The 23,625-nt window shown below is 72.0% G+C and carries 28 protein-coding genes; 13 read left to right on the top strand and 15 right to left on the bottom strand.

Features of this window, described 5'->3' with window-relative positions:
* Nucleotides 1-11: 11 nt before the first annotated feature.
* Both ACZ7GX_RS26615 and ACZ7GX_RS26610 read right to left on the bottom strand, forming a co-directional pair.
* Nucleotides 12-527, bottom strand: a complete 516-nt coding sequence (locus tag ACZ7GX_RS26615; RefSeq protein ID WP_498780579.1) for a GtrA family protein — start codon at nucleotides 525-527, stop codon at nucleotides 12-14.
* 36 nt (nucleotides 528-563) lie between these two features.
* A complete protein-coding gene (locus ACZ7GX_RS26610) occupies nucleotides 564-2,816 on the bottom strand; it encodes a sigma-70 family RNA polymerase sigma factor (RefSeq protein WP_498780465.1) in 2,253 nt (750 codons plus the stop codon).
* 147 nt (nucleotides 2,817-2,963) lie between these two features.
* Between ACZ7GX_RS26610 and ACZ7GX_RS26605 the strand changes: the two genes are divergently transcribed.
* The gene (locus ACZ7GX_RS26605) at nucleotides 2,964-3,770 is read left to right on the top strand and encodes a GGDEF domain-containing protein (protein ID WP_498780463.1); all 807 of its coding nucleotides are present in this window, start codon (nucleotides 2,964-2,966) and stop codon (nucleotides 3,768-3,770) included.
* A 238-nt stretch (nucleotides 3,771-4,008) separates the two neighbouring features.
* On the opposite strand, the gene ACZ7GX_RS26600 is transcribed toward ACZ7GX_RS26605, so the two are convergent.
* Nucleotides 4,009-4,491 carry a ricin-type beta-trefoil lectin domain protein gene (locus ACZ7GX_RS26600; protein ID WP_498780461.1) on the bottom strand — a complete coding sequence of 161 codons (483 nt, stop codon included), beginning with the start codon at nucleotides 4,489-4,491 and terminating at the stop codon, nucleotides 4,009-4,011.
* 261 nt (nucleotides 4,492-4,752) lie between these two features.
* On the opposite strand from ACZ7GX_RS26600, the gene ACZ7GX_RS26595 reads away from it, so the two are divergent.
* From ACZ7GX_RS26595 to ACZ7GX_RS26565, 7 genes are all read left to right on the top strand, one after another.
* Nucleotides 4,753-5,169, top strand: a complete 417-nt coding sequence (locus ACZ7GX_RS26595; protein WP_498780459.1) for a GntR family transcriptional regulator — start codon at nucleotides 4,753-4,755, stop codon at nucleotides 5,167-5,169.
* The gene (locus ACZ7GX_RS26590) at nucleotides 5,166-6,038 is read left to right on the top strand and encodes an ATP-binding cassette domain-containing protein (RefSeq protein ID WP_498780457.1); all 873 of its coding nucleotides are present in this window, start codon (nucleotides 5,166-5,168) and stop codon (nucleotides 6,036-6,038) included. Before ACZ7GX_RS26595 ends, ACZ7GX_RS26590 begins: the two co-directional genes overlap by 4 nt.
* The gene (locus tag ACZ7GX_RS26585) at nucleotides 6,035-7,015 is read left to right on the top strand and encodes an ABC-2 membrane transporter-related protein (protein WP_498780455.1); all 981 of its coding nucleotides are present in this window, start codon (nucleotides 6,035-6,037) and stop codon (nucleotides 7,013-7,015) included. Before ACZ7GX_RS26590 ends, ACZ7GX_RS26585 begins: the two co-directional genes overlap by 4 nt.
* Nucleotides 7,016-7,145: 130 nt before the next feature.
* Complete coding sequence (locus ACZ7GX_RS26580) at nucleotides 7,146-8,342, top strand: 5-(carboxyamino)imidazole ribonucleotide synthase (RefSeq protein WP_498780453.1); 1,197 nt, start codon at nucleotides 7,146-7,148, stop codon at nucleotides 8,340-8,342.
* A 17-nt stretch (nucleotides 8,343-8,359) separates the two neighbouring features.
* Nucleotides 8,360-8,845, top strand: a complete 486-nt coding sequence (purE, locus tag ACZ7GX_RS26575; protein WP_498780578.1) for a 5-(carboxyamino)imidazole ribonucleotide mutase — start codon at nucleotides 8,360-8,362, stop codon at nucleotides 8,843-8,845.
* A 52-nt stretch (nucleotides 8,846-8,897) separates the two neighbouring features.
* Nucleotides 8,898-10,061: an acyl-CoA dehydrogenase gene (locus tag ACZ7GX_RS26570; RefSeq protein ID WP_498780451.1), complete on the top strand. Its 1,164-nt coding sequence runs from the start codon at nucleotides 8,898-8,900 to the stop codon at nucleotides 10,059-10,061.
* Between the two features lie 216 nt (nucleotides 10,062-10,277).
* A complete protein-coding gene (locus tag ACZ7GX_RS26565) occupies nucleotides 10,278-10,607 on the top strand; it encodes a hypothetical protein (RefSeq protein WP_498780450.1) in 330 nt (109 codons plus the stop codon).
* A gap of 25 nt (nucleotides 10,608-10,632) precedes the next feature.
* Here ACZ7GX_RS26565 and ACZ7GX_RS26560 read toward each other — a convergent pair whose 3' ends face one another.
* From ACZ7GX_RS26560 to ACZ7GX_RS26545, 4 genes are all read right to left on the bottom strand, one after another.
* Nucleotides 10,633-10,830 (bottom strand): hypothetical protein, encoded by a 198-nt coding sequence (locus ACZ7GX_RS26560; protein WP_498780448.1) that lies wholly within the window; start codon nucleotides 10,828-10,830, stop codon nucleotides 10,633-10,635.
* Between the two features lie 9 nt (nucleotides 10,831-10,839).
* Nucleotides 10,840-11,901: a VanZ family protein gene (locus ACZ7GX_RS26555; RefSeq protein WP_498780576.1), complete on the bottom strand. Its 1,062-nt coding sequence runs from the start codon at nucleotides 11,899-11,901 to the stop codon at nucleotides 10,840-10,842.
* A 112-nt stretch (nucleotides 11,902-12,013) separates the two neighbouring features.
* Nucleotides 12,014-12,493 carry an SRPBCC family protein gene (locus tag ACZ7GX_RS26550; RefSeq protein WP_498780446.1) on the bottom strand — a complete coding sequence of 160 codons (480 nt, stop codon included), beginning with the start codon at nucleotides 12,491-12,493 and terminating at the stop codon, nucleotides 12,014-12,016.
* Entirely contained in the window at nucleotides 12,483-12,821 is a 339-nt protein-coding gene (locus tag ACZ7GX_RS26545; protein ID WP_498780444.1) for an ArsR/SmtB family transcription factor, read from the bottom strand. Before ACZ7GX_RS26545 ends, ACZ7GX_RS26550 begins: the two co-directional genes overlap by 11 nt.
* Nucleotides 12,822-12,964: 143 nt before the next feature.
* Between ACZ7GX_RS26545 and ACZ7GX_RS26540 the strand changes: the two genes are divergently transcribed.
* Complete coding sequence (locus ACZ7GX_RS26540; protein ID WP_498780442.1) at nucleotides 12,965-13,372, top strand: DoxX family protein; 408 nt, start codon at nucleotides 12,965-12,967, stop codon at nucleotides 13,370-13,372.
* A 3-nt stretch (nucleotides 13,373-13,375) separates the two neighbouring features.
* Here ACZ7GX_RS26540 and ACZ7GX_RS26535 read toward each other — a convergent pair whose 3' ends face one another.
* The 4 genes from ACZ7GX_RS26535 to ACZ7GX_RS26520 all read right to left on the bottom strand — a co-directional run bounded on the left by ACZ7GX_RS26535 (nucleotide 13,376) and on the right by ACZ7GX_RS26520 (nucleotide 17,999).
* The gene (locus tag ACZ7GX_RS26535; RefSeq protein WP_498780440.1) at nucleotides 13,376-14,071 is read right to left on the bottom strand and encodes a TIGR03089 family protein; all 696 of its coding nucleotides are present in this window, start codon (nucleotides 14,069-14,071) and stop codon (nucleotides 13,376-13,378) included.
* 54 nt (nucleotides 14,072-14,125) lie between these two features.
* Nucleotides 14,126-14,998, bottom strand: a complete 873-nt coding sequence (locus ACZ7GX_RS26530; RefSeq protein WP_498780439.1) for a hypothetical protein — start codon at nucleotides 14,996-14,998, stop codon at nucleotides 14,126-14,128.
* 173 nt (nucleotides 14,999-15,171) lie between these two features.
* Nucleotides 15,172-16,383, bottom strand: coding sequence for an LCP family protein (locus ACZ7GX_RS26525; RefSeq protein WP_498780438.1), 1,212 nt, complete (start codon nucleotides 16,381-16,383; stop codon nucleotides 15,172-15,174).
* A gap of 83 nt (nucleotides 16,384-16,466) precedes the next feature.
* Nucleotides 16,467-17,999 (bottom strand): LCP family protein, encoded by a 1,533-nt coding sequence (locus ACZ7GX_RS26520; protein WP_498780437.1) that lies wholly within the window; start codon nucleotides 17,997-17,999, stop codon nucleotides 16,467-16,469.
* A 170-nt stretch (nucleotides 18,000-18,169) separates the two neighbouring features.
* Here ACZ7GX_RS26520 and rfbB point away from each other — a divergent pair, with 170 nt between their 5' ends.
* Nucleotides 18,170-19,162, top strand: a complete 993-nt coding sequence (gene rfbB / locus ACZ7GX_RS26515; protein WP_498780435.1) for a dTDP-glucose 4,6-dehydratase — start codon at nucleotides 18,170-18,172, stop codon at nucleotides 19,160-19,162.
* Nucleotides 19,162-20,055 carry a dTDP-4-dehydrorhamnose reductase gene (rfbD, locus tag ACZ7GX_RS26510; protein WP_498780433.1) on the top strand — a complete coding sequence of 298 codons (894 nt, stop codon included), beginning with the start codon at nucleotides 19,162-19,164 and terminating at the stop codon, nucleotides 20,053-20,055. Before rfbB ends, rfbD begins: the two co-directional genes overlap by 1 nt.
* A gap of 9 nt (nucleotides 20,056-20,064) precedes the next feature.
* Here the strand turns inward: rfbD and ACZ7GX_RS26505 are convergent, their stop codons facing one another.
* Nucleotides 20,065-20,547: a GNAT family N-acetyltransferase gene (locus ACZ7GX_RS26505; RefSeq protein WP_498780431.1), complete on the bottom strand. Its 483-nt coding sequence runs from the start codon at nucleotides 20,545-20,547 to the stop codon at nucleotides 20,065-20,067.
* Between the two features lie 36 nt (nucleotides 20,548-20,583).
* Here ACZ7GX_RS26505 and ACZ7GX_RS26500 point away from each other — a divergent pair, with 36 nt between their 5' ends.
* Nucleotides 20,584-21,327: a hypothetical protein gene (locus ACZ7GX_RS26500; protein WP_498780429.1), complete on the top strand. Its 744-nt coding sequence runs from the start codon at nucleotides 20,584-20,586 to the stop codon at nucleotides 21,325-21,327.
* Nucleotides 21,328-21,371: 44 nt separating this feature from the next.
* The gene (locus tag ACZ7GX_RS26495; RefSeq protein ID WP_498780427.1) at nucleotides 21,372-22,238 is read left to right on the top strand and encodes a GNAT family N-acetyltransferase; all 867 of its coding nucleotides are present in this window, start codon (nucleotides 21,372-21,374) and stop codon (nucleotides 22,236-22,238) included.
* On the opposite strand, the gene ACZ7GX_RS26490 is transcribed toward ACZ7GX_RS26495, so the two are convergent.
* The 3 genes from ACZ7GX_RS26490 to ACZ7GX_RS26480 all read right to left on the bottom strand — a co-directional run bounded on the left by ACZ7GX_RS26490 (nucleotide 22,235) and on the right by ACZ7GX_RS26480 (nucleotide 23,559).
* Nucleotides 22,235-22,675 carry an Imm1 family immunity protein gene (locus ACZ7GX_RS26490; protein ID WP_498780425.1) on the bottom strand — a complete coding sequence of 147 codons (441 nt, stop codon included), beginning with the start codon at nucleotides 22,673-22,675 and terminating at the stop codon, nucleotides 22,235-22,237. The two genes, ACZ7GX_RS26495 and ACZ7GX_RS26490, sit on opposite strands and share 4 nt — an antisense overlap.
* A 237-nt stretch (nucleotides 22,676-22,912) precedes the next feature.
* Nucleotides 22,913-23,176, bottom strand: a complete 264-nt coding sequence (locus ACZ7GX_RS26485; protein WP_498780423.1) for a DUF397 domain-containing protein — start codon at nucleotides 23,174-23,176, stop codon at nucleotides 22,913-22,915.
* Nucleotides 23,158-23,559, bottom strand: coding sequence for a DUF5753 domain-containing protein (locus ACZ7GX_RS26480; RefSeq protein ID WP_498780575.1), 402 nt, complete (start codon nucleotides 23,557-23,559; stop codon nucleotides 23,158-23,160). The genes ACZ7GX_RS26485 and ACZ7GX_RS26480 overlap by 19 nt, the downstream gene beginning before the upstream one ends.
* Nucleotides 23,560-23,625 lie beyond the last annotated feature (66 nt).

Genomic DNA, 23,625 nt, shown 5'->3' with positions numbered 1-23,625 from the left:
GAAAGGCCTGTTCAGGCGACTTCGCGGGATTCCGCCACGACGTGCAGCGGCTGGACCGACGGCCGCGCGTCGGCCTGGGGGAACACGAACTTCCGCATCGCCCAGAACTTGAAACCCGTGGCCAGGAGCATGCCGATCACCGAGCCGGCGGCGAAGTCGGCGACCTCCGAGTGCAGGTCGAACACGTGCCGCGAGACGTACAGCGGCAGCAGGTTGACGCCGATGCCGACGCCGCTGACCAGGAAGAAGAGCGCGGCCTCGTGGTGTCGCTCACGTCCGCCGCGGGTGTGGAACGACCACTCGCGGCTCAGCACGTAGGAGGAGATGACCGCCACCAGCACCGCGATGGCCTTCGCGGTGACGACCTTGTCCTCCAGGACGGTCAGCTTCAACGCGTACCAGACGCCGTTGTCGATCACGAAGGTCGTGCCGCCGACGACGGCGAACCGGATCAGCTCGCGGTGCTTGTTGATCAGGAAGCGGACCGGTTCCGGCAGGAGACCCAGCACCCTGCGCACTAGTGGCAGCACCGGGGCAGGCTACCGACCCGCGTGATCGAACGATCACGAAGGGGTACGGCAGTGGCCGGGGAACGGGTCGTCCCAGCTCGGCGGCAACCACGGCGGCCTCGGTCGGCACGGTTCGCCGCGCGTGGGCGGCGGCGTGGTCGGGGTCGGGGTCGTCGGGGCGGTCGTCGGCTCCGTCGTGGTCGTGGTCGACGCGGGCGGTTCCGTGGTCGGTGCCGACGGGACGGTCGTCGTCGTCACCGGCGGTTCGGTGGTCGTCGGTGTGGTCGACCTGGTGGTGGTGGTCGTCGTCGTGGGCGGCGTCGACTTGGTGGTGGTAGGTGCGGTGGTCCGCGTCGGCGTGCCGGCCGGCGGCTCGGGCTCGTGCGGCTGGCCCGGGCGCAGCGAGATCGGCACCTCGACCTGCTCGGCCGCCGTGCCGAGGGTCGCCGAGACCCGCACCACACCCTCGCGGTGCGGCGACCCGATCGCCCAGACGGCCAGCCGGAACGACTCGCCGCGCGCCAGCGGCACCTCGCACACCACCCGCTGGCGGGACCTGTCGCAGCCGGGCCACAGCGCGACCAGCGTGATGTGCCGGTCGGACTCGACGACCAGGCGCAGGTCGCCCGCCCGGCCGCCGGTGTTGGTGGCCTTGACGTCCAGCCGCGGGTCCCAGAGCCCGTGCTGCCACCGGTGGACCAGCAGTTCCAGGTCGTCGTGCACCGGGCGCACCTCGACGTCGACCGCGATCGCCACGCTCAGCGAACCGCCCGCGGTGACCGTGCCGGTGATCCGGCCGGTCGTCGCGTCCGGGTCGGCCTGCACCCGGAACACGAACGTCGCCGAGCCGCCGGGCGCGATGCCCTGCGCGGTGGCGCACGTCACCGTGCCGGTGCCGGCCGGGCAGGCCACGGTCTGGTCGGCCGCGCCGTCGAGCCGGACGAGCCGCCCGCCCGCGAACGAGTCGGCGGGGCCGACGGACCGGACGCCCGGCGGCAGGTCGAGGGCGGCGCTCGCCGGCTCCGAGGCCGTCTCACCGGCGTTGCGCACGGTGATCGGCAGGTCGACCGGGTCCTCGCCGGGCGTCAGCACGAACCCGCTCGGCACCACCGGCACCAGGTTCGGCGGCGTGGGCTCGGGTGCCGGCTCGGGCTGGGGTTCGGCGGGCGGTGTCGTCGTGGGCGGCGGGGTCGGGGCGGGCGCCGGTTCGGTCGTGGGCGCGGGTTCGGTCGTGGGCGAGGGCTCCGGCGACGGCACGACGGCAGGCGGCGGCACGGGTGGCGGCGGCTGGGGCGGTTGGGCCGGCTGCGTGGTGACCACCGGGGCGGCCTGCGCCGCGGGCACCTCCTGCTCGCCGCCGGAGGCCAGGCCGATCGCCACCGCGACCACCAGGGCGGCGGCCGAGACTCCGGCGACGAGGAACTGGCGCGGCGCGGCCGCGACGGCGCCGGCCGCGCCACCCGTGCCCGCGGCGGCGGCGACCGTGACGGCCTTGGCGGTGCCCGCGCCGGCCGCGGCGAGGTAGCCGGACGCGCCGAGGCCGAGCACCAGCGGCGCGATGATGCCGCGCAGCGCGCCGTTGACGTCGGCCAGCTCGGCGGCCAGCGCCCGGCAGGAGCCCGTGCACTCGTCCAGGTGAGCCTCGACCTGCGTGGTCTCCCGCTTGGACAGGCCGCCGCGCGTCCACGCGCCGAGCCGCTCCACGGTGGCGCGGCAGCGCTCGGTCTGCGTCTCGGCCAGGTGCACCTGCAAATAGGCCTGCTTGAGGCCCTCGCGGGCGCGGTAGGCCAGCGCGGAGACGCCGTTGGCGGTCAGACCGAGCAGCGGCGCGATCTCGGCGGGCGACTGGCCCTCGATCTCGGTGTGCCACAGCACGGTCTGCCAGCGCTCGGGCAGCCGGGCGAACGCCTTGGCCGCCATCGACCGCTCCAGCCCGGCCACCGCGGTGTCCTTGAACGGCACGCTGGTCGCCTCGGGCGCGACCTCGGCCACGTCGTCGGCCAGCTCGAGCTTGCGGTCCCGGCGCGTCTTGTCGTAGGCGGTGTGGCGCAGCGCGGTGAGCAGGTAGGCGCGGAACGCCGAGTCGGGCCCGCGGCCCGCCCGCAGCGTGTCGAGGACCTTCGCGAAGGCGTCGGAGACCAGGTCGTCGGCCTCGGCGGAGGACCTGGAGAGCTGGCGGGCGAGGTTGTACGCGGCGGACACGTGGCGTTCGTAGAGCTGCCCGTAGGCCTCGATGTCCCCGGCGCGCACGGAGTCGATCAGCTCCGCATCGCTAGGTCCCTGGACTTCGGCAGGAACGGTCGCCACGTGTTCTTCCCTCCTCGCGCGGCGTCAGTGTGACCTACGGAGTCGCACACCGTCACCCAGAACCCCCCGACTGGGTGGACTTAATGCCGTCATGGCTGAGTGGCGGCGACGTCTCGTAGGCGAAACCGACGTCGAGGAGGCATCCGGGTGGATGTTCGGGAAGCGGTCGCACGGCGTGGCGGCGCCGAGGGGACGCGGGCACTGCGGTCGAGGTGGCGCACGGCCACGATGGCCGCCGGCTGGGCGTTCCCGGCGGACTGGCCGTTGGCCGAGGTGGACGGGGTGTGCCGGGCGGTGCTGGACCAGGAGGACGTGAGCACGGCGCTGTACCGGCTGGGTGCCGCGCGCGCCGAGGCGGGCGCCGGGCTGGCGGAGACGCTGCTCGACCTGGCGGCGCTGCACGCGGTGCTGGCGGAGCCGCCGGGGTCGACGGGCATCGTGTCGCCGGGGGTGGACGCGATCCCGTCGCCGATGCTGCGGTCCACCGCGCTGGGCTGGGGCGACGTGATGAGCAGGCGTGCGGCGGCCTGCGCCGCGGACAACCCGCTGACCGGCCTGGCCACGCCCGCCTACCTGCGCACGAGGCTGCGCGAGGTGTACGCGGAGGCGCGGGCCGTCGGCCGCCAGGACCACGTGCTGGTGTTCGTGGCGCTCGACCTGACCCGCACGTCGGGGTGGTCGCGCGTGGTGGCGATGACCCTGCTGGCCGACGCGCTGAAGGAGGTGTTCGACGGTGGCGAGACGGTGGCCTCGATCGGGTCGTCGGTGGCGTGCGTGCTGCTGCGCCGGGACCGGCACCTGCCGCGGGCCGTGCTCAACCTGCGGGTGCTCGCCGCGGACCGGCTGGCCGTCGACCCCCACGTCGCGCCGACCGGCCCGGTCGAGGTCTGGGTGGAGGAGCTGCCCCCGACCTGCGAGGACGCGGTGGCGTTGATCGCCGGTCTCGGCCGCTGAGAGCCCGGGCGCCGAACCCCTGTCCGGCGTCCGACAACTGAAGACCCCCCTCCCCCGAAGGAGCCCGGCGCCTGGTTTCCCAGCGCGCCGGGCTTCTCGCTCTCAGGCCCCTCCGGGAGACATTCCCGGCCGATTCCGGTGCGGAACCCGCGGCGGGTGGTGGTCTCCCGGTATCGAGGTCGGCGAATCGGGGACACCTGTCACCAATGGACCGGTGGGGTGAGCCGAGTGCCTTCGGCTATCGCTCGATGAGGTGCCACAACTGGTCGACCCGGTCCTCCTCGCACCTCGTGAGGATCAGCGCGTTGTAGGTGCCGTTGTGGGTGACGCAGAGATTGGTGCCCCTCAGTTCGACCTTCCAGACGCGCCAATTGTCACGGGGAGAGAGGTCCCACTCCTGATTCGGGTAGGCGCCGCAGTCCCGGCCCGCCAACGTACCCTCGATCGAGGTCACGCACCATCCGTACTGCTTGTTCCTGATGGTGCCGTCACCGGGCCAATACCATTGCTGGTTGTCCCCGCCGTGGCGCGGGTGGGCGATGACCGGGTAGTCGGGGTTCCAGGCCCAGTTGGTCTGGTCCCATACGTCGTCGGTCACGGTATCGCTCTGGATCTCGTAGAACGTCTGCTGCGTGTCGGGCTGGGCCGCGTTGGCGAGCGGCGCGACGAGCAACGCCGAGACGGTCGCGACAAAGGTGACGAGGAGTCGTGCGAATTTCATTCGCTTTCCTTTCGGTACCGGGTTTCGTGCACGCTCCAGTAAAAGGGCCGGACCGGATTCCCGAGCGGCGGGAACAACCATCGTGGCGATAAACGACCCGGCCGGTCGGGGCGGACGTCGCGCCGGTCACGGACGCGGGAGGGGGCGACACCCCACCGTGCGCGGCGGGGTGGGTCCGCGGGTGACCCGCTTGACAACCTCGGGGCGTTCCGCAACCGTGTGTCAGTGTCTTAGTCGAGTGACACAATTTGGAGGCGCCGGGTGGAGTTCCGCATCGACCGGTCCAGCGGCCTCCCCGCGTACCTCCAGCTCGTGCGCCAGGTCCGGGAGGCGCTGCGCCTGGGCTGGCTAGGGCCGGGAGACCGGCTGCCGACCGTCCGCGACGTCGTCGCGAGGAGTGGTGTGAACGCGAACACGGTGCTCAAGGCCTATCGCGAACTGGAACTGTCCGGCCTGGTCGAGGCACGCCAGGGCTCGGGCACGTTCGTCAAAGCCGGGCTCGGCTCGACCGACCCGCGGGTGATGGACGCGCTGAGAGCGCGGCTCGCCGTGTGGGTCCGCGAGGCGCGCGAGGCGGGGTTGGACGCGGAGGACATCGACGCGCTGGTGCGCTCGGTCCTCGCCGCCGACGAGGGCGGCGAGCAGCAAACGGCAGGGGAGGGGGTGGCGGTCCCGTGAGCACCGGGGTGGAGACCGCCGACGCGGCCGCGGTCGCGGTCCGGGCGCGGTCGCTGGGCAAGCGCTACCGTGCGAAGTGGGCGTTGCGAGAGTGCACGTTCGAGCTGCCCGCGGGTCGCGTGGCGGCGCTGGTCGGCGCGAACGGCGCCGGCAAGACGACGTTGATGACCGTCCTGGCCGGACTCCTCGACGCCGACGAGGGGTCGGCGGGCGCGGTGGGCCGGGTGGCGTTCGTGTCGCAGGAGAAGCCGGTCTACCGGAACTTCGCGGCGGCCGACGTGCTGCGCCTCGGCGCGCGGCTCAACGTCGTCTGGGACGAGGCGCGCGCCCGTCGCTGGCTGGAGCGCTTCGAGATCCCGTTGGACCGGGCGTGCGGCAAGCTGTCCGGCGGCCAGCAGGCCCAGGTGGCGTTCGCGCTGGCCATCGGCTCGCGGCCGGACGTGCTCATGCTGGACGAGCCGCTGGCCAACCTCGACCCGCTGGCCCGCCGCGAGGTGACCGCCGAGCTGCTGGGCGAGGTCGAGCAGACCGGCATGACCGTGCTGCTGTCCACGCACGTCGTGGCCGAGCTGTCCGGCGTCGCCGACTACCTGCTGCTGCTCGCGCACGGCCGGCTGCTGGCGGGGGGTGACCTGGACGAGCTGCTCGGCAGGCACGTCAGCTACACCGGGCCGCGCTCGGACGTGCCGCCCGCGTTGGGCGGGATCGTGGAGGCGCGGCACACCGCCCGCCAGTCGACGTTCCTGGTCGAGCTGCCGGAGGGGCAGCCGCGGCCGGTGGTGGCGGGCCCGTGGGTCGAGCGCGCGCCGACGTTGGAGGACTACGTGCTCGCGCAGCTCGAAGCCACTCGGAAGGGGGCCCGCGCATGACCACCACGACGGACACCACGTCGGTGACCAAGCGTGCCGGCGTCGGGTGGGCGGACCTGGCGTGGCTGACGTGGCGGCAGCACCGGTGGGCGATCGCCGGCGTGGTCGTCGTCGCCGGCGCGGCCATCGCGCTGGCGCTCCTCCTCGCGTGGCGGGTCGAGGCCACGGGCGACGCACGGGGGCTGTTCGGCCGCTGGCGCTTCATCAGCGTGGGCAGCGTGGTGATGCTGGCGCCGATGGTGACCGGCCTGGCCGTCGCGGTGTTCTGGGCGGCGCCGGTGCTGGCGCGCGAGTACGAGCAGCGCACGCACCTCGTCGTGTGGAGCCAGGACATCACCCCGACCCGCTGGCTGGCGGGCAAGGCGGTGCTGCTCGGCGTGCCCGCGGTGGCCCTCGCCGTCGTGGTCGGCCTGGCGTCGAGGACGCTGATCGACAGCATCAACGCCACGACCGACCGGCCGATCTTCCCGCCGTTCACGATGCCGGCGTTCGAGGCGGCGCCGCTGGTCCAGGCCGGGTTCGCGGCGTTCGGCTTCGCGCTCGGGCTGGCGCTCGGCGCGGTCACCCGGCGCACGGTGATGTCGATGGGCCTCGCCCTCGGCGTGTTCGTCGCGGTGCGCGGCGTCGTGGCGGGCCTGTGGCGGCCGAACTTCCAGGAGCCGCTGCTCAAGGTGGAGCGGTACGACGCCTACGAGCGGTCGTGGGACGGGCCGGGCGACGGTTCGTGGACGGTGGCGAGCGGGTTCTCGGACGCGGCGGGCAACGAGGTCGCGTACCCCTCGGCGTGCTCGAACGTCCACGACAGCGACGCCTACACGAAGTGCATGAACGACAACAACGTGCTGTTCTTCACCGAGTACCACCCGGCGGAGCGGCTCGTGCCGTTCCAGCTGTTCGAGTCCGCGATCTTCCTCGTGCTCGCCGCGGGCCTGCTCGCGCTGGCCTTCGTGCGGGTGCGCCGCGCCAGTCGGGTCTGACCGAGGACCGGGTTCGCCGCCTTCACACCGCGGCGGCCCTGCCGTGGGGGTCCCGCGCGCGCCACCGACCGCGCGGGGCTTCCGCACCCGGTCCGGAGCACCCTGTTTGTGCACGTAGAATCACGAAACCGTGGACTCCCGAACCCGCCTCCCCGTCGTCGGCATGATCGGCGGCGGCCAGCTCGCCCGCATGACGCACCAGGCCGCCATCCCGCTCGGCCAGTCGCTGCGGGTGCTCGCCGAGTCGGACTCCGACCCCGCCGCGCTCGTCGCGCGCGACGTGGAGCTGGGCAAGCACACCGACCTGGACGCGTTGCGCGCGTTCGCCAAGTCGTGCGACGTCGTCACGTTCGACCACGAGCACGTGCCGCAGGAGCACCTGCACGCGCTGGTCGCCGACGGCGTGAAGGTGTTCCCCGGGCCCGACGCCCTGGTGCACGCGCAGGACAAGCTGGTCATGCGGGAGCGGCTGTCGGCGATGGGCGCGCCCGTGCCGCCGTTCGCCGCGGTGCTGGACGCGTCCGACGTGCTCAAGTTCGGCGCTCGGCACGGCTGGCCGTGCGTGCTGAAGGCCGTGCGCGGCGGCTACGACGGCCGCGGGGTGTGGATGCTCAACACGCCGCAGAGCGCGCAGCGGGTCGTGCCCGAGCTGTTGGCCGCCGGCACGCCGTTGATGGTCGAGCAGTGCGTGCCCATGCACCGGGAGCTGGCCGCGCTGGTCGCGCGCTCGCCGTTCGGCCAGGGCGCGGTGTGGCCGCTGGTGCAGACCGTGCAGCAGGAGGGCATCTGCGTCGAGGTGCTGGCGCCCGCGCCCGAGGTGGACCCCGCGCTCGCCGAGCAGTCGCAGGAGCTGGCGCTGCGGATCGCCGCCGAGCTGGGCGTGGTCGGGCTGCTGGCCGTGGAGCTGTTCGAGACCGCCGACGGGCTGGTCGTCAACGAGCTCGCCATGCGCCCGCACAACTCCGGCCACTGGACCATCGAGGGCGCCCGGACCTCGCAGTTCGAGCAGCACCTGCGCGCCGTGCTGGACTACCCGCTCGGCGCGACGGACCTCGCCGCGCCCGCCGTCGTGATGGCGAACGTCCTCGGCGCGGCGGACTCGCCCGAGATGGGGCCCGACGAGCGGCTGCACCACCTGTTCGCCCGGTTCCCCGACGCGCACGTGCACCTGTACGGCAAGGCGGAGCGGCCGGGGCGCAAGATCGGTCACGTGACGCTGCTCGGCGAGCGGATGGACGAGGTGCGGCAGCGGGCGAGGCTCGCGGCGCACTGGCTGTCCGACGGTGCGTGGCTGGACGGGTACGACATCCACGGAGGACAGCAGTGACGCACGTCGGCGTGATCATGGGCAGCGACTCGGACTGGCCGGTGATGAAGGGCGCGGCCGAGGCGCTGGCGGAGTTCGACGTCACCTACGAGGTGGGCGTGTACTCGGCGCACCGCACGCCGCAGCGGATGCTGGACTACGCCACCACGGCCGCGTCCCGGGGGTTGCGGGTGATCATCGCGGGCGCCGGCGGGGCCGCGCACCTGCCGGGGATGGTGGCCTCGGCGACCGCGCTGCCGGTGATCGGCGTGCCGGTGCCGTTGAAGTACCTGGACGGGATGGACTCGCTGCTGTCGATCGTCCAGATGCCGGCGGGCGTGCCGGTGGCCACGGTGTCCGTGGGCGGCGCGCGCAACGCGGGGCTGCTGGCCGTGCGGATCCTGGCGGCGGCGGACGAGGAGCTGCGGAAGCGGATGGAGGCGTTCCAGGCGTCGCTGTCGGAGTTGGTGCTGGCGAAGGACGCCGCGCTGCGGGCTGTTGCGGACGGCACAGCGGCGAATTGAGTGAACGCGCGCTAACATCCCGGTAGGACGCCCTACCGGGAGGTAACTTAACGTGGACCCGAGCTTCGGTACCTATCAGCTCGCCGAAGAGCACGAGGCGCTGCGCGAGGCGGTCCGGTCGCTGGCCGACAAGGAGATCGCGCCGCACGCGGCGGACGTGGACGAGCAGGAGCGCTTCCCGGTCGAGGCGTTGAACGCGCTGGTCAAGTCCGGTTTCGCGGCCGTGCACGTGCCCGAGGAGTACGACGGCCAAGGCGCCGACTCGGTGGCGACGTGCATCGTGATCGAGGAGGTGGCGCGCGTGTGCGCGTCGTCGTCCCTGATCCCGGCGGTGAACAAGCTGGGCACGATGCCGATCCTGCTGTCGGCGTCGGAGGAGTTGAAGCGGCAGGTGCTGCCGTCCATCGCGTCGGGCGAGGCGATGGCGTCGTACGCGCTGTCCGAGCGGGAGGCGGGCTCCGACACGGCGTCGATGCGCACGCGGGCCAGGCTGGACGGCGACCACTGGGTGTTGAACGGCACGAAGTGCTGGATCACGAACGCCGGTGAGTCGACGTGGTACACGGTCATGGCCGTGACGGACCCGAACGCGCCGAAGAAGTCGCAGGGCATCTCGGCGTTCGTCGTGCACAAGGACGACCCGGGTTTCGTCGTGGGTTCGAAGGAGCGCAAGCTCGGCATCAAGGGCTCGCCGACCCGTGAGATCCACTTCGAGAACTGCACGATCCCGGCGGACCGCGTCATCGGCGAACCGGGCACCGGCCTGAAGACCGCGCTGCGGACGCTGGACCACACGCGTCCGACCATCGGTGCGCAGGCGGTGGGCATCGCGCAGGGCGCCCTGGAAGCCGCCGTGGCCTACGTGAAGGACCGCAAGCAGTTCGGCAAGTCGATCTCCGAGTTCCAGGGCGTGCAGTTCATGCTGGCCGACATGGCGATGAAGATCGAGGCCGCCCGGCACATGGTCTACGTGGCCGCGGCGAAGGCCGAGCGGGGTGAGCCGAACATCGGCTTCATCACGGCGGCGGCCAAGTGCTTCGCGTCGGACGTGGCGATGGAGGTCACGACGGACGCCGTGCAGCTGTTCGGGGGCGCGGGCTACACGCGCGACTTCCCGGTGGAGCGCATGATGCGTGACGCGAAGATCACCCAGATCTACGAGGGCACGAACCAGATCCAGCGGGTCGTGATGTCGCGCTCGCTGCTCAACGGCTAGTCCGCCCGGCACGCCGGCCCGACGGCGGCCTGATCTTCGTCGATCAGGCCGCCTTTGTCTTGTCTACGGACATCCGCACGCTCCTCGGTGGATTATCACCGTTGGTAGCGTCGCATTACTCTGATGGTCGAGTGTGTTCGGTGTGGCCTGCCCTTAGCGTTGCGTCCCGGTTCGACGAATCGAGCCGCAGGTACTGGAAAAAGGGGAGCAGGCCTCATGAAGAGCATCAAGACCGCGGTCGCCGCACTCGCGCTGGGCGCCGGTCTCACCGTGTCCGGCGGTGTCGCGACGGCCGCTCCGGTCGAGGCCACGGGCGGTGACGTCGGTGTCCAGTGCACCCGGCAGTACGTGCTGACCAGCAATGCGACGCTCCGTCACTCGCCCGGGGGATCCGTCAAGGCGTACGCGTTCGTCGGGGACAAGTTCAACGTGCCCAACCCGTCGGGCAATTGGTACTACGGCAACCTCTACGACCAGTACAACACCCACTTCGGTGATGGTTACATCCTCGCTTCGGCGCTCGCCTACACCGGTATCTGCTTCTGATCGGTGAATTGATACGGGTTCCCTCTCACGGGTTCCAGAACTTCGTGTCCCCCAACGGCGTGTACGCGTCCTCCGGGCCCTGCGGGTGGCGGCCGAAGGACACGTACACGTCGCCGTACCCGGTCGGCACCGAGAACTGCTCCGCCTGGTCCAGCTCCTCCTCGCAGTAGCGGTGGAGGAGGGTGAAGAAGGTTCGGTACTCGTCGTCCGACAGCGGTCCCATGGGGTGAGGCTAAGGGCTGGTCAGGGCGGTTGCGGGGGTTGGGTCGGTCGGAACGGCACGGGTTCCGGCGGCCAGGTCCGGCAGGCTCCGCTGGTCCCGGCGCAGGACCGGGATGACGAACGTGCCCAGGACGAAGAACGCCAGGACGGTCAGGTCCACGGCGAACGGCCACGGGGTCGGGGCCAGGGTGGTGTAGGTGATCAGGCCCGTGACGCCCAGGAGCTCCCGCAGGGCGATCCGGAACGGGTTCGCGCGGTCGCCGTCGGCACGGCGGAGTCGGTGGCGCAGCAGCCAGCCGCCCGGGGTCCGGCCGGTGACCGACGGCAGGACGACGCGGATCACGACGGTCAGGGCCAGGAGCCACCAGCGGTTGTCGTCGAAGAGCAGGTGGGTGACGACGATCAGGATGGTCACGTCCACCGCCAGCGCCATCAGGCGACGCGGCACGGTCACCGTGCGAGGTGGGGCCGTCGACGCGTCCGGGTGCGGCACGGCGGGGACGACCAGCGCGACCGGGGCGAGCATCCAGCCGAGCAGCGCACCGGTGGTGTTCGAGATCAGGTCGTCGACGTCCGCCACGCGGTACGGGCACGGGTACGCGCCCAGGTTCCCCGTGTACTGCACGACCTCGACGGCCAGCGAGATCCCCAGCCCGATCACGACCACGGTGACCGCGCCCCGGCCGTAGGACTTCCGCAGCACCACGCCCAGCGGCACGAACAGCGCGACGTTGAACGCCTGCTGGACGAACGCGCTCGACGTGACGACGGCGCCCACCCCGGAACGCCCGTTCGCCGCCAGGTTGTGGCGCATGTCCGTCACCCACTGGAACGGCGTGGTGGACAGCATCGCCTCGCCGTCGCACACCAGCGCCGACGGGAACGGCAGGAAGATCAGCGCCAACGCCACCAGCCCGTAGGCCAGCAGCCCGTACAGGACCACCGCCCGCCGCGGCTCCACCCGCCCGAACCGGTAGTAGTGCAACGCGATCAACGGCAGCAGGACGAGCACGCCGACGCCGACGAACGCCGCGAACCCCGTCCGAACCGACTCCAGGTACGAACTCAGCATCTCCACCGATCCGGTCCACCGATCCCGCGACGTAGGTCAACCGCTCTGTAACCCCGATCGCGTGAACCCCAAACCCGATCGGCTCACGTTGCCGCCGAACGGACGTGCAGGGTCAGCCCGTCGACGTCAGGTAGGCCGCCAGCCGCTCGTAGCTGGTCTCGGCGCCGTCCTTCATCCCGGTCTCCAGGGCCCGGTCCCGGTCGGCCCGCGACGGGAACTCCATCGTCTGCACGACCGTCGTGCGGTCACCGTCCGCGATGAACCGGGTGGTGTTCACCGTCGAGGGCCACTCCGGACCCCACGACTCGGTCTGCACCGTCTTCGACCAGGGCGTGACCTCCCGGTACTCGCCGGTCATCGCCATCTCGCTGCCGTCGGCCCGCCGCCACACCATGTGCCACCGCCCGCCCGGCCGCAGGTCGATCTCGCAGACGGGCATGGTCCAGCCCTCGGGCCCGAGCATCCAGTGCACGACGTGCTCCGGCTTGGTGAACGCCTCGAACACCAGCTTCTGCGGCGCGTCGAACGTCCTGGTCATGGCCACCTCCACCGCGGACGGCGTGGTCCACGAAACGGTGGTGTCAGTCGTCATCGTCCTGCTCCTTCATGCGTTCGAGGTAGCCGTCCAGGCGGCGGTAGCTGTCGTCCCAGAACCGGCGGAAGCCGTCGGCCCACTCGCTGACCTCGCGCAACGGCGTCGCGTCGAGCGCGCACGGCCGCCACTGCGCATCACGACCCCGCGTGATGAGCCCCGCCCGTTCCAGCACGCGCAGGTGCTTGGACACCGCCGGCCCGCTCATCGCGAACGGCTCGGACAGCTCCTTCACAGTCGCCGCGCCGTCCGCGAGCCGCGCCAGGATGGCCCGCCGCGTCGGGTCGGCCAGGGCCGCGAAGGTGGTGCTCAGGGGATCGTCCGCCATGGCTACCTAACCACTCGGTTATCTAACTGACTGGTTTTCTACGCCCCTGTCGAGTCGCTGTCAACCTCGCCCGCGGGCCGGGAAGTGGTTGAAACTTCATATAACTTCGAGGCGTTCGACAGTCGACGTGAAGGGGAAACGCAATGCTCAAGGACGTGGCAGCGCTCATCGGCCGCATCGGCGTGGGAGTGGTCTTCATCGCCCACGGCTGGCAGAAGGTCACCGAGTGGGGTCTCGACGGCACCGCCACCGCCTTCGCGGGCATGGGCGTGCCGCTGCCGACGCTGTCCGCCTGGTTCGCCGCGATCGTCGAACTCGTCGGCGGCGCGCTGCTGGTCCTGGGCGTGGCGATGCCCGTGGTCGGCGTGCTGCTGGCGCTGAACATGCTCGGCGCGCTGATCCTCGTGCACCTGCCGAACGGGCTGCTCGGCCAGGGCGGCTACGAGCTGGTCCTCGTGCTCGCCGTGGCCGCGATCGCGGTGGGGTTCAACGGCGGGTCGCTGTCCGTCGCCCGGTTGGCGAAGGGGCGCAAGGCCGAACAACCCGCCTGACGTTCAGCCGACCAGGTCCAGGGTCGTCTGCTCGCTGGCGCGGCGTGCGGCCAGCAGGTCCGGTGCGGCGTTGCTGCACTGCACCAGCGAACCGCCGCCCGCCAGCACGGCCAGGAAACCGTTCAGCAGGCCGTCCGGCAGGCCCCACTCCACAGTGGACAGCACGCGGGACGTCGTGGTGATGCCCAACGTCGCCGCCCGCTGGTGCGCCTCCTCCACCACCTCGTCCACAGTGGACTTCAGCAGGGCGGGCGTGGTGCCGGGGATCGGCTCCCAGGGTGCGAAGTCGTCGCCGAACACGCGCACGTCGTCGTTGTAGTCCACGGGCGCGCCGCTGCCCAACCCCATGGGGTGCAACGACGCCACGGCCGTGACCACGGCTCCGGGCGCCTCGACGCCGGGCGCCACGACGGCCACCTTCGCGCCCGCCGGGTCGTCCGTGACCGCCGCGCCGCACCACCACGCGCCCAGCAGCACGCCGGCCGTCTGCCAGTGCGCGGGCAGCAGCACGGCCACCGGGTCGCCGGGCTCGACGTCGTGCTCGTCACGGAGCCAGTTCGCCGTCTTGGCCGCCCAGTTCCGGATGGTGGCGCGCGACAGCTCCACCCGCGTGCCCGCCGCGTCGTCGTAGTGCGTGATCAGGGGACGGCCGGGATTCGCCGCGAACAGGGGCGCGAACAGGGCATCCGTGACGGTCATGCGCCAACCTTGCCACGCCCCGCCACCCCCGCGCCCATCGCCCCGAGCACCGGGTCAGTCGGCGGTCAGGACGCGGAGGGCGTTGGCGGTGACGATGCCGCGCCACTCCAGCGCGGCGGCCGGGCCCGGTGGCCGCCAGGTCACCGGCCAGCCGCCGTCCTCGCACTGGGCGGCGGCGAGCGCGGTCAGGTGGGCGGTGATCGCGTCGGCCGGGAAGAGGGCGCGCAGCGGGTCGGTCGGCAGCGGCGCGAAGTCCAACGGGGTCAGGCCGTAGCCCTCGCCGGGGTAGAGGTGGAACAGGCTCAGATCCTCGACCGACAGCCCGTGCCGACCGGCCCACTCCCGGTCCGGGGTGGTCGCCAGGAAGTGCAGCACGTTGACCGCCGTGTGCGCGTCGACGTCGCCGGACAGCGCCTCGATCCGCACGCGGCAGAACTCGTCGGCGGAGTCGACCCACGCGGCGGACACGCCGGCCTTGCGCAGCCCCGCGACGATGCCCGCCGTCGGGTTGAGGCCGACCGGGAACCGGCCGTCGCCCCAGTGCTCGGCGCGGGCGTGATCGGCGATGTCGGGCAGCACGATCGGCAGCCCGCCCTCGGGGGAGGTCACCGAGTCGAGGTACGGCACCAGGCTCCCGGCGAACCCGGCGACCTTCTCCCGCACCACGGCGTCGGCCGCGGCGGGCGAGTCCAGCACCTGCCCGAGCACGCCGAGCGCGAAGTCGACGGCCAGCGGCTGGCTGTGCGGCGCGCGGACGTCCGGTTCCAGCGCGTGGCCCAGCCCGCCGTCTGCGTTGCGGTAGCCCGCCAGCGCGTCCACGACCGCGACCGCCGCGACCGGGTCGGGCCGGGACCACAGGAGGGCGAGCCGTCGTTCGAGCAGCCGGGCGTGCGTGTCCAGGAACGCGTGTGCGCGGGCGAGGTCCATGCCGACGATGCTGGCACCTGCGCCGCCCGCGGGTCTTGAACGAATCGGCCGTCAGCCGACGCAGGCCGGTCAGCCGACGCGGGCCGTCAGTCGACGCGGGCCGTCAGCCGACGCAGGCCGGTCAGTCGACGCGGGCCGTCAGTCGACGTGGGCCGTCAGCCGACGCGGGCCGGTCAGTCGACGCAGACCGGGCCGGCCTGGACGACGCGGTGACGGGGGCCGTCCAGGCTCACCAGGCGGTCGCCCGCGAGGCGCTGGGTGGGCGGAGCGCCGGCCGTGGTCGAAGTCCCGGTGGCCGGAGGGGCAGCCGAGGTCGGGGGCGGGGCCGGCGCGGGCGTCTTCTCGCCCAACAACTCCGCCACGAACGCCTTCACCTGCGCCGGGTCCACGGTCACGATGCTCTGGCCGCGGTCGTTGCGCGCGCCGACGCCGGTCACCGGGATGGTCGCGAACTCGACGTTCCCGCCGGCCAGCCCGCGCGCCTGACCGGCGAACTTCGCCAAATCCAGGGCCTCGTCCACCACGATCGACTTGTTCACCGCGTCCAGCAGCCCGGACAGCCGCGTCGGGTCCGCCAGCGTCCCCGCCGACAGCAGCTTCGACATCGCCGCCGACATGAACACCTGCTGCCGGGTGATCCGGCCCAGGTCGCCGTTCGGGATGCCCTTGCGCTGGCGCACGAACGCCAGCGCGTCCCCGCCCGAGATCGTCTGCACGCCCGCGCGGAAGTTCGCGCCCGAGTCCGGGTCCGACGTGCCCTGCTTCAGGCACACCTCCACGCCGCCGATCACCTCGGTGAGCAGGTAGAACCCGTAGAGGTTGATCTCCGCGTAGTGGTCGACCCGCACGCCGGTCAGCTCCTGCACCACCTGCACCAACGCCCGCCGCCCGGCCTGGTCGCCCGCCTTGGAGCGCTCGGTCAGGTCGGACATGCCCGACGCCGCCAGCCGCTCCATGGTGAAGAACTTGGTCAGCCCGTACGCCGAGTTGATCTTCTCCTCGCCGACCTCCGGGATCGGCACGTAGGTGTCCCGGGGGATGGACACGGCGTGCGCCTTGCTGCCGTCGTGCGGCACGCGCATCACGATGATCGTGTCCGTGTTGAGGGTGTCCGTCGCCTCCGTGCGCAGCTTCCGCAGCACGTGCTCCGGCAGCGGCACGCCCTGGGCGTCGGTGCGGCTGTCGCTGCCGACCAGCAGGATGTCGGTCGCGCCGTCGGCCGCGGGCGGCGCGTTCGGCACGTCCGACAGCGCGGTCAGCACGTCGGTCGTGTTCACGCTCTCCTGCACGCGCTGCAACGTCGACCAGCCGTACCCGGACGCCGCCAGCACGGCCGCGGACAGCAGCGCGACGAGCACGCGTCCCGCGATCACCGCAGCCCTCACCGGCGCTCCTCCTACGAATGGGTGTCCGACCAGGCTAACCACCCTCGGCCGGTCGGACGTCCGGATTCACCGGGAGGTGGTGCTCAGTTGACGCAGACCACACCGTCGGCGGTGATCGGCGGGGTCGAGCTCGTCGAGGGCGGGCTGTCCGTGCCCGGCACGCCGACCGACGCCGGGTCGGACTGGTCCGGCGGCGCGTAGTCGGCGCCGGCGTACACGAGAACCTGCCCCCTGGGCACGGAGTCGTCCTCGATGGCCTCGGCGTTACCGGTCAGGGCCGAGATCACCTTGTCGGCGCTCGCCCGCTCACCCGGCGCGTACCGCACGGACGTCGTCTCCGCGTACGCCCCGGAGTCCGCCCGACCGCGCTTGAAACCCTTCTCCACCAACATGTCCAGCACGCTCGCGGCGAGCCGGTTCACCCCGGCGGAGTTGTAGACGTGCACGGTGATCGCCGAGGGCGGCGGCCCGGACGGCGTCGTGGTCGTGGCGGGCGCCTTCGACGGGTCGTTGTCGGTCGCCAGGCCCTTGATGAACTGGCGCACCCGCGCGGGGTCGACCGGCAGCACGTTGCCGTCGCTCCACGTGTCCATCGGGTCGCCCACCGGGATCGTGCGGAACTGGATGTTGCCGCCCACGAGGCCCTGCATCTGGGTGGCGAACTCGGTGATGTTCCACCCCTCGCTCAGCACGACGGACTTCTTCACCGCCGTCACGAGCCGGTCGAGCTGGTCGAAGTCGGTCAGCGTGCCCGTGGAGAGCACCTTGCGGGCCAACGCGCCGATGAACACCTGCTGCCGCACGATCCGGTCCAGGTCGCCGCCGGGCAGCCCGCCGCGCTGGCGGACGAACGACAGCGCCTTGGCGCCCTCGATGGTCTGCCGCCCGGCCGGGAAGTCCGCGCCCGAGTCGCGGTCGCTGGTGGCCTCGTTCAGGCACACCTCGACGCCGCCGAGCGCCTTCGTCACCTCGTAGAAGCTGGCCAGGTTGACTTCGGCATACCGGTCGACGGTGACGGAGCCGCCGGTCAGCCCCTCGATCGTCTTGATCAGCGTCTTGCGGCCGGCCAGCGTCGACTCCAGCTCGATGCGGGCCTCGTCGGTCACGCCCTTGTCGCGCAGCTCCTGCGCCTTGTCGTTCTTCTGCCTGGCCAGCGCGGAGTTCAGCTTGTGCTTGCCGAACCCGTCCGCGATCTCCACGTACGCGTCACGCGGGAACGAGATGGCCACCGCACGCGTGCCGTCCTGGGGGATGTGCACCAGGATCATCGTGTCGGTGTTCTGCGTGCCGTCCGCCACACCGCCGTTGAGCAGCGCCAACACCTCGTCCGACAGCGGGTTGCCCTGCGCGTCGGTGCGGCTGTCGACCCCGACCAGCAGGATGTCGACCGCGCCGTCGAGCGGCCTGCGGGGCACGCCGTCGGCGTCCTCGGTCACCGAGGACGCGATGACGTCGGTCGTCGTGATGTCCTCGTCGATGTCGCTGAGGTAGTACCAGCCGTACCACGTGACGACGAGCACAGCCGCCGAGACCAGCGCCAGCAGTGAACGCGCGGTGATCGCGAGTGCACGCAGTGCAGCCGATCCACCGGCTGTTCCTGGCGGACTGGAGTCCACTGCCTGCCTCCCCCGTGCGCTCAGGCGTGCCTGGTCGACATTACTGGCGCGGAGGTTGGCCGCGCCGGACATTCCTCTTATACGGGAGACGCTGTAACAACCAGGTGGGTTGCACGAATGGCACTCGTGACAGACTGCGATGAGCAACCGCCTTCAGGAGGACACTGAGCATGCGGGTACTGGTAACGGGTGGGGCCGGGTTCATCGGTTCGCACTACGTGCGGGAGATGGTGGCCGGCGCGTACCCGGCCTACGCCGATGCCGAGGTGGTGGTGCTGGACAAGCTCACCTACGCCGGCAACGAGGCGAACCTGGCGCCGGTCGCGGACAGCCCGAGGCTGACCTTCGTCCGGGGCGACATCTGCGACCGCGAGCTGGTCGCCGACCTGATGGGCCGGACGGACGTGGTGGTGCACTTCGCCGCCGAGTCCCATGTGGACCGCTCGATCTCCGGCTCGGCCGACTTCGTGCTGACCAACGTGCTCGGCACCCAGACGCTGCTGCAGGGCGCGCTGGAGGCCGGTGTGGAGAAGTTCGTGCACGTCTCGACCGACGAGGTCTACGGCACGATCGAAGAGGGTTCCTGGACCGAGGACCACATCCTGGAGCCGAACTCGCCCTACTCGGCGTCCAAGGCGTCGTCGGACCTGCTGGCGCGGTCGTTCTTCCGCACCCACGGGCTGCCGGTGAGCATCACCCGGTGCTCGAACAACTACGGTCCGTACCAGTTCCCCGAGAAGGTCATCCCGCTGTTCGTGACCAACCTGGTCGACGGCAGGAAGGTGCCGCTGTACGGCGACGGCCTCAACGTCCGCGACTGGCTGCACGTGGACGACCACTGCCACGGCATCCAGCTCGTGCTGGAGGGCGGGCGCGCCGGTGAGATCTACAACATCGGCGGCGGCACGGAGCTGACCAACCGCGAGCTGACCGAGCGCCTGCTGGAGGCCACGGGGCGTGACTGGGACTCGTTCGTCGAGCCCGTCACCGACCGCAAGGGCCACGACCGGCGCTACTCGGTGGACATCACCAAGATCAGCACCGAGCTGGGCTACGCGCCGCGGGTCGACTTCGCCGAGGGCCTGGCCTCGACCGTGCGGTGGTACCGGGACAACCGGTCGTGGTGGGAGCCGCTCAAGCAGCGCGCGGCGCTGGCCGGCTGATGGCGCTCGCACTCCTCGTGCCCGGTGGCCGCGGCCAGCTCGGGCGGGACCTGGTGACGGCGGCGCCCGGCGACGGCCTCGTGCACGCGCCGTCGTCGGCCGAGCTCGACCTGACCGACGCCTCGGCGGTGGCGGACGCGGTGGCGGTGTTCGCCGCGAGCGCCCGTGACGCGGGGTTCCGGCCGGTGGTCGTGAACGCGGCGGCCTACACGGCGGTGGACGCGGCGGAGACCGACGTCGACCGGGCCGCGGAGGTCAACGCGGTCGGGCCCGCGAACCTGGCCACGAGCTGCCGCGAGCACAACGTGCCGCTGCTGCACGTCTCCACGGACTACGTGTTCCCCGGCGACGGCACGCGGCCGTACGAGCCGACCGACGAGACCGGGCCGAAGTCCGTCTACGGCCGCACGAAGCTCGACGGCGAGCGCAACGTGCTGTCCACATGGGACCGTTCGTGGGTCGTCCGCACCGCTTGGGTCTACGGCGAGCACGGCAACAACTTCGTGAAGACCATGGCCCGTCTGGCCGCCACGAACGACACGCTGTCCGTTGTGGACGACCAGATCGGCTCGCCGACGTGGTCGCTCGACCTGGCGCACGGGCTGGTGGACTTGGCCGCCGCCGTCACGTCGGGCGGCACGCCCGCCCGGGTGCTGCACGCGACCGGCGGCGGCGAGACCACGTGGTGCGGCTTCGCCCGCGCCATCTTCGCCGAACTCGGCCTCGACCCGAACCGCGTGCGCCCGTGCACGACCGCCGACTTCCCCCGCCCCGCCCCGCGCCCGGCGTACTCCGTGCTGTCCAACAAGGCCTGGGAGGACTCGGGCCTGACCCCGCTGCGGCACTGGCAGGAGGCGTTGGCGGCGGCCGTGAAGGCGAACGCGGTGCCCTGAGCCGTCGGTTCAGGCCGGCAGTTCCTTGCGCAGCATCGTGCCGCGAGGCCCGTACCCGGCCGACGCGTAGAAGCGGACGGCGTCCTCGTTGAGCGTCAGGACGCCGGCGTAGAGGACGGTCACACCGCGTGCCGAGGCGGCTTGCTCCGCCCCGGCGAGCAGGGCCTTGCCGACGCCGCGGCCGCGGTGCGCGTCCAGGACGACCGTGTGCACGTCGGCCGCCGGGCGCGGCACCGCGATCTGGTGCGCGGGCGGGTCCGGCAGGGGCACCACTTCCGCCATGCCCGCGACCTCGCCGTCGACGTCCGCGACGAGGACCAGGACGTCCGACCCGCCGGAGAGCACGTCCTCGAAGTGCTGCCGGACGACGTCGGCCTCGGGCAGCCGGTAGACGGCCGGGTCGAGCCGGACGTGCTGCTCGGCGTTCGCGAGGCGGAGGCGGACGAGCGCGGGCACGTCCTCCCGCGCGGCTGCCCTGACCGTGGTCGTCACGGCCCGCAGTTTCCCAGACGGGGGGAGGATGCGGGGGTGCGCGTGATCACCCTCGCTTCGCGGCCCGACCTGGCCGACGCCGTCTACGGGATCCCCTACCCGCCCGACTCGCCCCGGTTCATGCAGGGCGACCTGGCGTCCCTGCTCGTGCGGGGACGGCGGGTCGCCGCGCGGTGGCCGCACCTGGTGGTGGCGCTGCTGGACGGCGACAGGCCCGTGGCACGGGGGATCATGGTCGCCTTCCTGGCCGACCGGGACTCCCGGGAGCGGTTCCCCGACGGCGGGTGGGACCAGGTGGCCGTGTGGGCGGCCGAGGACCTGATGGACGGCGTCGAGCCCGACACCGCGTGCGCGCTGGAGATCGCCGTGGACCCCGCCCACCTGGGACGCGGGCTGTCCGGCGCGGTCGTGGCGGCGATGCGCTCGGCGGTCGCGGCGGCGGGGCTCGCCGAACTCCTGGTGCCGCTCCGGCCACCGGACAAGGCGACCAAGCCCGAGGTGCCGATGGACGAGTACGCCGCGCGGACCCGTGCCGACGGGCTGCCCGAGGACCGGTGGCTGCGGACCCACGTGCGGGCCGGGGGACGGGTCGAGGGCGTCGCGTGGTGCTCGTCGACCGTGCAGGCGACGTTGGCGCGCTGGCGGGAGTGGACCGGGCTGCCGTTCGACCGGGACGGGCCGGTGCTCGTGCCCGGCGCGCTCGCCCCGGTGCTCGTCTCGACGTCGCAGAACGTGGCCGTGTACGTCGAGCCGAACATCTGGGTGTCCCACCGGACCTGAAACCGGGGTGCGGCCGGTCGGTGCGGTGGTGTGTGATGCGGGGCATGGCGATCGAGTTGGGCACGCCGTCCGTCGACGGGCTGGCCGGTGCGGTGGACGCGCTGCGCGAGTGGCAGCACGATGGCGCGCCGATGCAGCTGCACCCCGGCGACATCGGCTGGTTCTGGCGGTACGGCGCGGAGGCGACGGCGGCGGCCGTGCGGACCTGGAGCCGGGGCGGGCGGATCCTCGCCGTCGGGCTGCTGGACTCGCCGGACCTGCTGCGGATGACCATCGCGCCGGACGCCCACCAGGACGAGGAGCTGGCCCGGCGGGTGGTCGAGGACGTGACCGCTCCCGAGCGCGGGGTGCTGGTCGCGGGCGAGGTGTACGTCGAGGCGCCGAGGAGCGCGCTGGTCCAGGACCTGCTGGCCGAGGCCGGCTGGGACACCGACGAGCCGTGGACGCCGCTGCGGCGTGACCTGGCGGAGCCGGTGGAGGACCCGGGCGTGCGGGTCGAGGTGATCGGACCGGAGCGGGCGCACGTGCGGGCCGCCGTGCAGCGGGCGTCGTTCAGCAGTTCCACGTTCACCGACGAGCGCTGGCACGCGATGGCCGCCGGAGTGCCTTACACCGACGCCCGGTGCCTGGTCGCGCACGACGAGCAGGACAACGCCGTGGCCGCCGTGACGGTGTGGTCGGCGGGTCCGGGCCGGCCCGGGTTGATCGAGCCGATGGGCGTGCACTCGGACCACCGGGGCCACGGCTACGGCAAGGCGATCACGGTCGCGGCGGCGGCCGCGCTGCGTGAGCTGGGCTCGTCGAGCGTCCTGGTCTGCACCCCGAGCTCCAACGTCGGCGCCGTCGCCACCTACAAGTCCGCCGGCCTCGAAGCGCTCCCCGAGGTCCGCGACCGCCGCCGGGACGCTTAGGCGGCCTGCCAGGTGACGCCCTCGGGGCGCTTGGCGGTGGCCAGGAACTCCTTCAGCGCGGTCGCCAGGACGTCCACCGGGACGCCCGCGCCGGCCGGGTAGTCGACGTACTCGGAGCGGTACTCGGGGGAGGCCGGGTCGCCGGCCAGGGTCGAGTAGTCGTGCTCGGGGTCGGCGTAGGTGAGGTAGCCGTAGCCCTGGTGGATGGCGGCGGCCATGTCGTGGTCCGGGATCTTGGCGCTGCCGGGCGCGCCGAGCAGGCCCTCGGTGTCGGTGATCAGCTCGCGGTCCTGGTGCTCGATCACGGCCGGTCCCGCGCCGGGTTCCGCCAAGCGGGTCAGGAGGGTGTCGACGTCCTCCGGCGTGCCGACGGTCATCTCGTCGGCGGCGTCGGCGTCGCGCTCTTTCATGATCGGCCACACAGCCGTGAAGCTCATGGCCGGCATCATCGCAGTGGACGCGCTGAGTGACCACCGGAGGGGTCGGTTGGGCCGTTGGGGTGGAGTAGGTTTATCGCACTGGTTTTGCGCTCAACCGGTGCGAGAACCTTTCCGCCATGTCCGCGCTCGGGCGATCCCCTGAAGCGACCGCGCCTCGTCCTGACGGCGAGCGGCAGCGGTTCTTGCGTCGCGTCTGTGCCGTGACCGGGTCACGGCAGATCTCGTGGAGCGTCCTCAAGCCCGCCCAGGCCGACCGGCAACCCGGCCACTCGTAGCGAGGAACGCCAGCCAGGCGGAACGGGGGACGGTGAGGGTGCCGGTGTCCGGCGACTTGCTGTCCCTGATTCCGACGGCGGTGGACGCATGTGCCACCTCGACGCAGTCGGAGTTGCCGCCGCTGTAACTCGACTTGCGCCACGCCACCTCGACGCAGTTCGAGTTGCCGCCGCTGTAGGTCGCCTTGCGCCACGTCCCGAAGGTCAGCTCCGCCGCTCCCATTCGCTGTGCTCCTCCTTGACGTACTTCCGCAGCAGGGCCAGCGAGTCCGGCCCGCTGAGGGCGGTGCCGCACAAGTGCTGGAACGCCAGCCTATACCGCTCCACCTCGGCTTCTTCCTCCAAGAAGAGGGTGCCGGTGAGGTGGTCGATCGCGACCGTGCCGTAGCCGTCGTCGAAGCGGAAGCAGGAGAAAGGCACACCCATAGCGATGTGCTCGCCCGCGCGCGTGGGGATGATCTGGAACTGGATGTTCGGAAGGGAAGCCAGCTCCAGCAGGCGGGAGAGTTGGGCGGTGTGCACCTCCCGGCCACCGACCGCGCGGAGGATCGCCTCTTCGGTGATTACCGCCCAGACACCTAGTAGTGCTTTGTTAGGTTTGTCGATAGTTGTTGCGGTGTAGCGGTTTCACGGTTTGGTGGCAGGTCGGGCATGCGCCGGTCCAGGTCGCGA

This window comes from Actinosynnema sp. NPDC037264 (assembly GCF_055603705.1).
This window is presented reverse-complemented; position numbering and strand designations above follow the sequence as displayed.

What these genes read in the sequence shown, in the direction of transcription:
- ACZ7GX_RS26600 (WP_498780461.1), bottom strand. Translation starts at nt 4,491, where the DNA reads ATGAAATTCGCACGACTCCTCGTCACCTTTGTCGCGACCGTCTCGGCG.
- ACZ7GX_RS26585 (WP_498780455.1), top strand. Translation starts at nt 6,035, where the DNA reads ATGACCACCACGACGGACACCACGTCGGTGACCAAGCGTGCCGGCGTC.
- purE (WP_498780578.1), top strand. Translation starts at nt 8,360, where the DNA reads ATGGGCAGCGACTCGGACTGGCCGGTGATGAAGGGCGCGGCCGAGGCG.
- ACZ7GX_RS26565 (WP_498780450.1), top strand. Translation starts at nt 10,278, where the DNA reads ATGAAGAGCATCAAGACCGCGGTCGCCGCACTCGCGCTGGGCGCCGGT.
- ACZ7GX_RS26560 (WP_498780448.1), bottom strand. Translation starts at nt 10,830, where the DNA reads ATGGGACCGCTGTCGGACGACGAGTACCGAACCTTCTTCACCCTCCTC.
- ACZ7GX_RS26555 (WP_498780576.1), bottom strand. Translation starts at nt 11,901, where the DNA reads ATGCTGAGTTCGTACCTGGAGTCGGTTCGGACGGGGTTCGCGGCGTTC.
- ACZ7GX_RS26550 (WP_498780446.1), bottom strand. Translation starts at nt 12,493, where the DNA reads ATGACGACTGACACCACCGTTTCGTGGACCACGCCGTCCGCGGTGGAG.
- ACZ7GX_RS26545 (WP_498780444.1), bottom strand. Translation starts at nt 12,821, where the DNA reads ATGGCGGACGATCCCCTGAGCACCACCTTCGCGGCCCTGGCCGACCCG.
- ACZ7GX_RS26540 (WP_498780442.1), top strand. Translation starts at nt 12,965, where the DNA reads ATGCTCAAGGACGTGGCAGCGCTCATCGGCCGCATCGGCGTGGGAGTG.
- ACZ7GX_RS26535 (WP_498780440.1), bottom strand. Translation starts at nt 14,071, where the DNA reads ATGACCGTCACGGATGCCCTGTTCGCGCCCCTGTTCGCGGCGAATCCC.
- ACZ7GX_RS26530 (WP_498780439.1), bottom strand. Translation starts at nt 14,998, where the DNA reads ATGGACCTCGCCCGCGCACACGCGTTCCTGGACACGCACGCCCGGCTG.
- rfbB (WP_498780435.1), top strand. Translation starts at nt 18,170, where the DNA reads ATGCGGGTACTGGTAACGGGTGGGGCCGGGTTCATCGGTTCGCACTAC.
- rfbD (WP_498780433.1), top strand. Translation starts at nt 19,162, where the DNA reads ATGGCGCTCGCACTCCTCGTGCCCGGTGGCCGCGGCCAGCTCGGGCGG.
- ACZ7GX_RS26495 (WP_498780427.1), top strand. Translation starts at nt 21,372, where the DNA reads ATGGCGATCGAGTTGGGCACGCCGTCCGTCGACGGGCTGGCCGGTGCG.
- ACZ7GX_RS26490 (WP_498780425.1), bottom strand. Translation starts at nt 22,675, where the DNA reads ATGAGCTTCACGGCTGTGTGGCCGATCATGAAAGAGCGCGACGCCGAC.
- ACZ7GX_RS26485 (WP_498780423.1), bottom strand. Translation starts at nt 23,176, where the DNA reads ATGGGAGCGGCGGAGCTGACCTTCGGGACGTGGCGCAAGGCGACCTAC.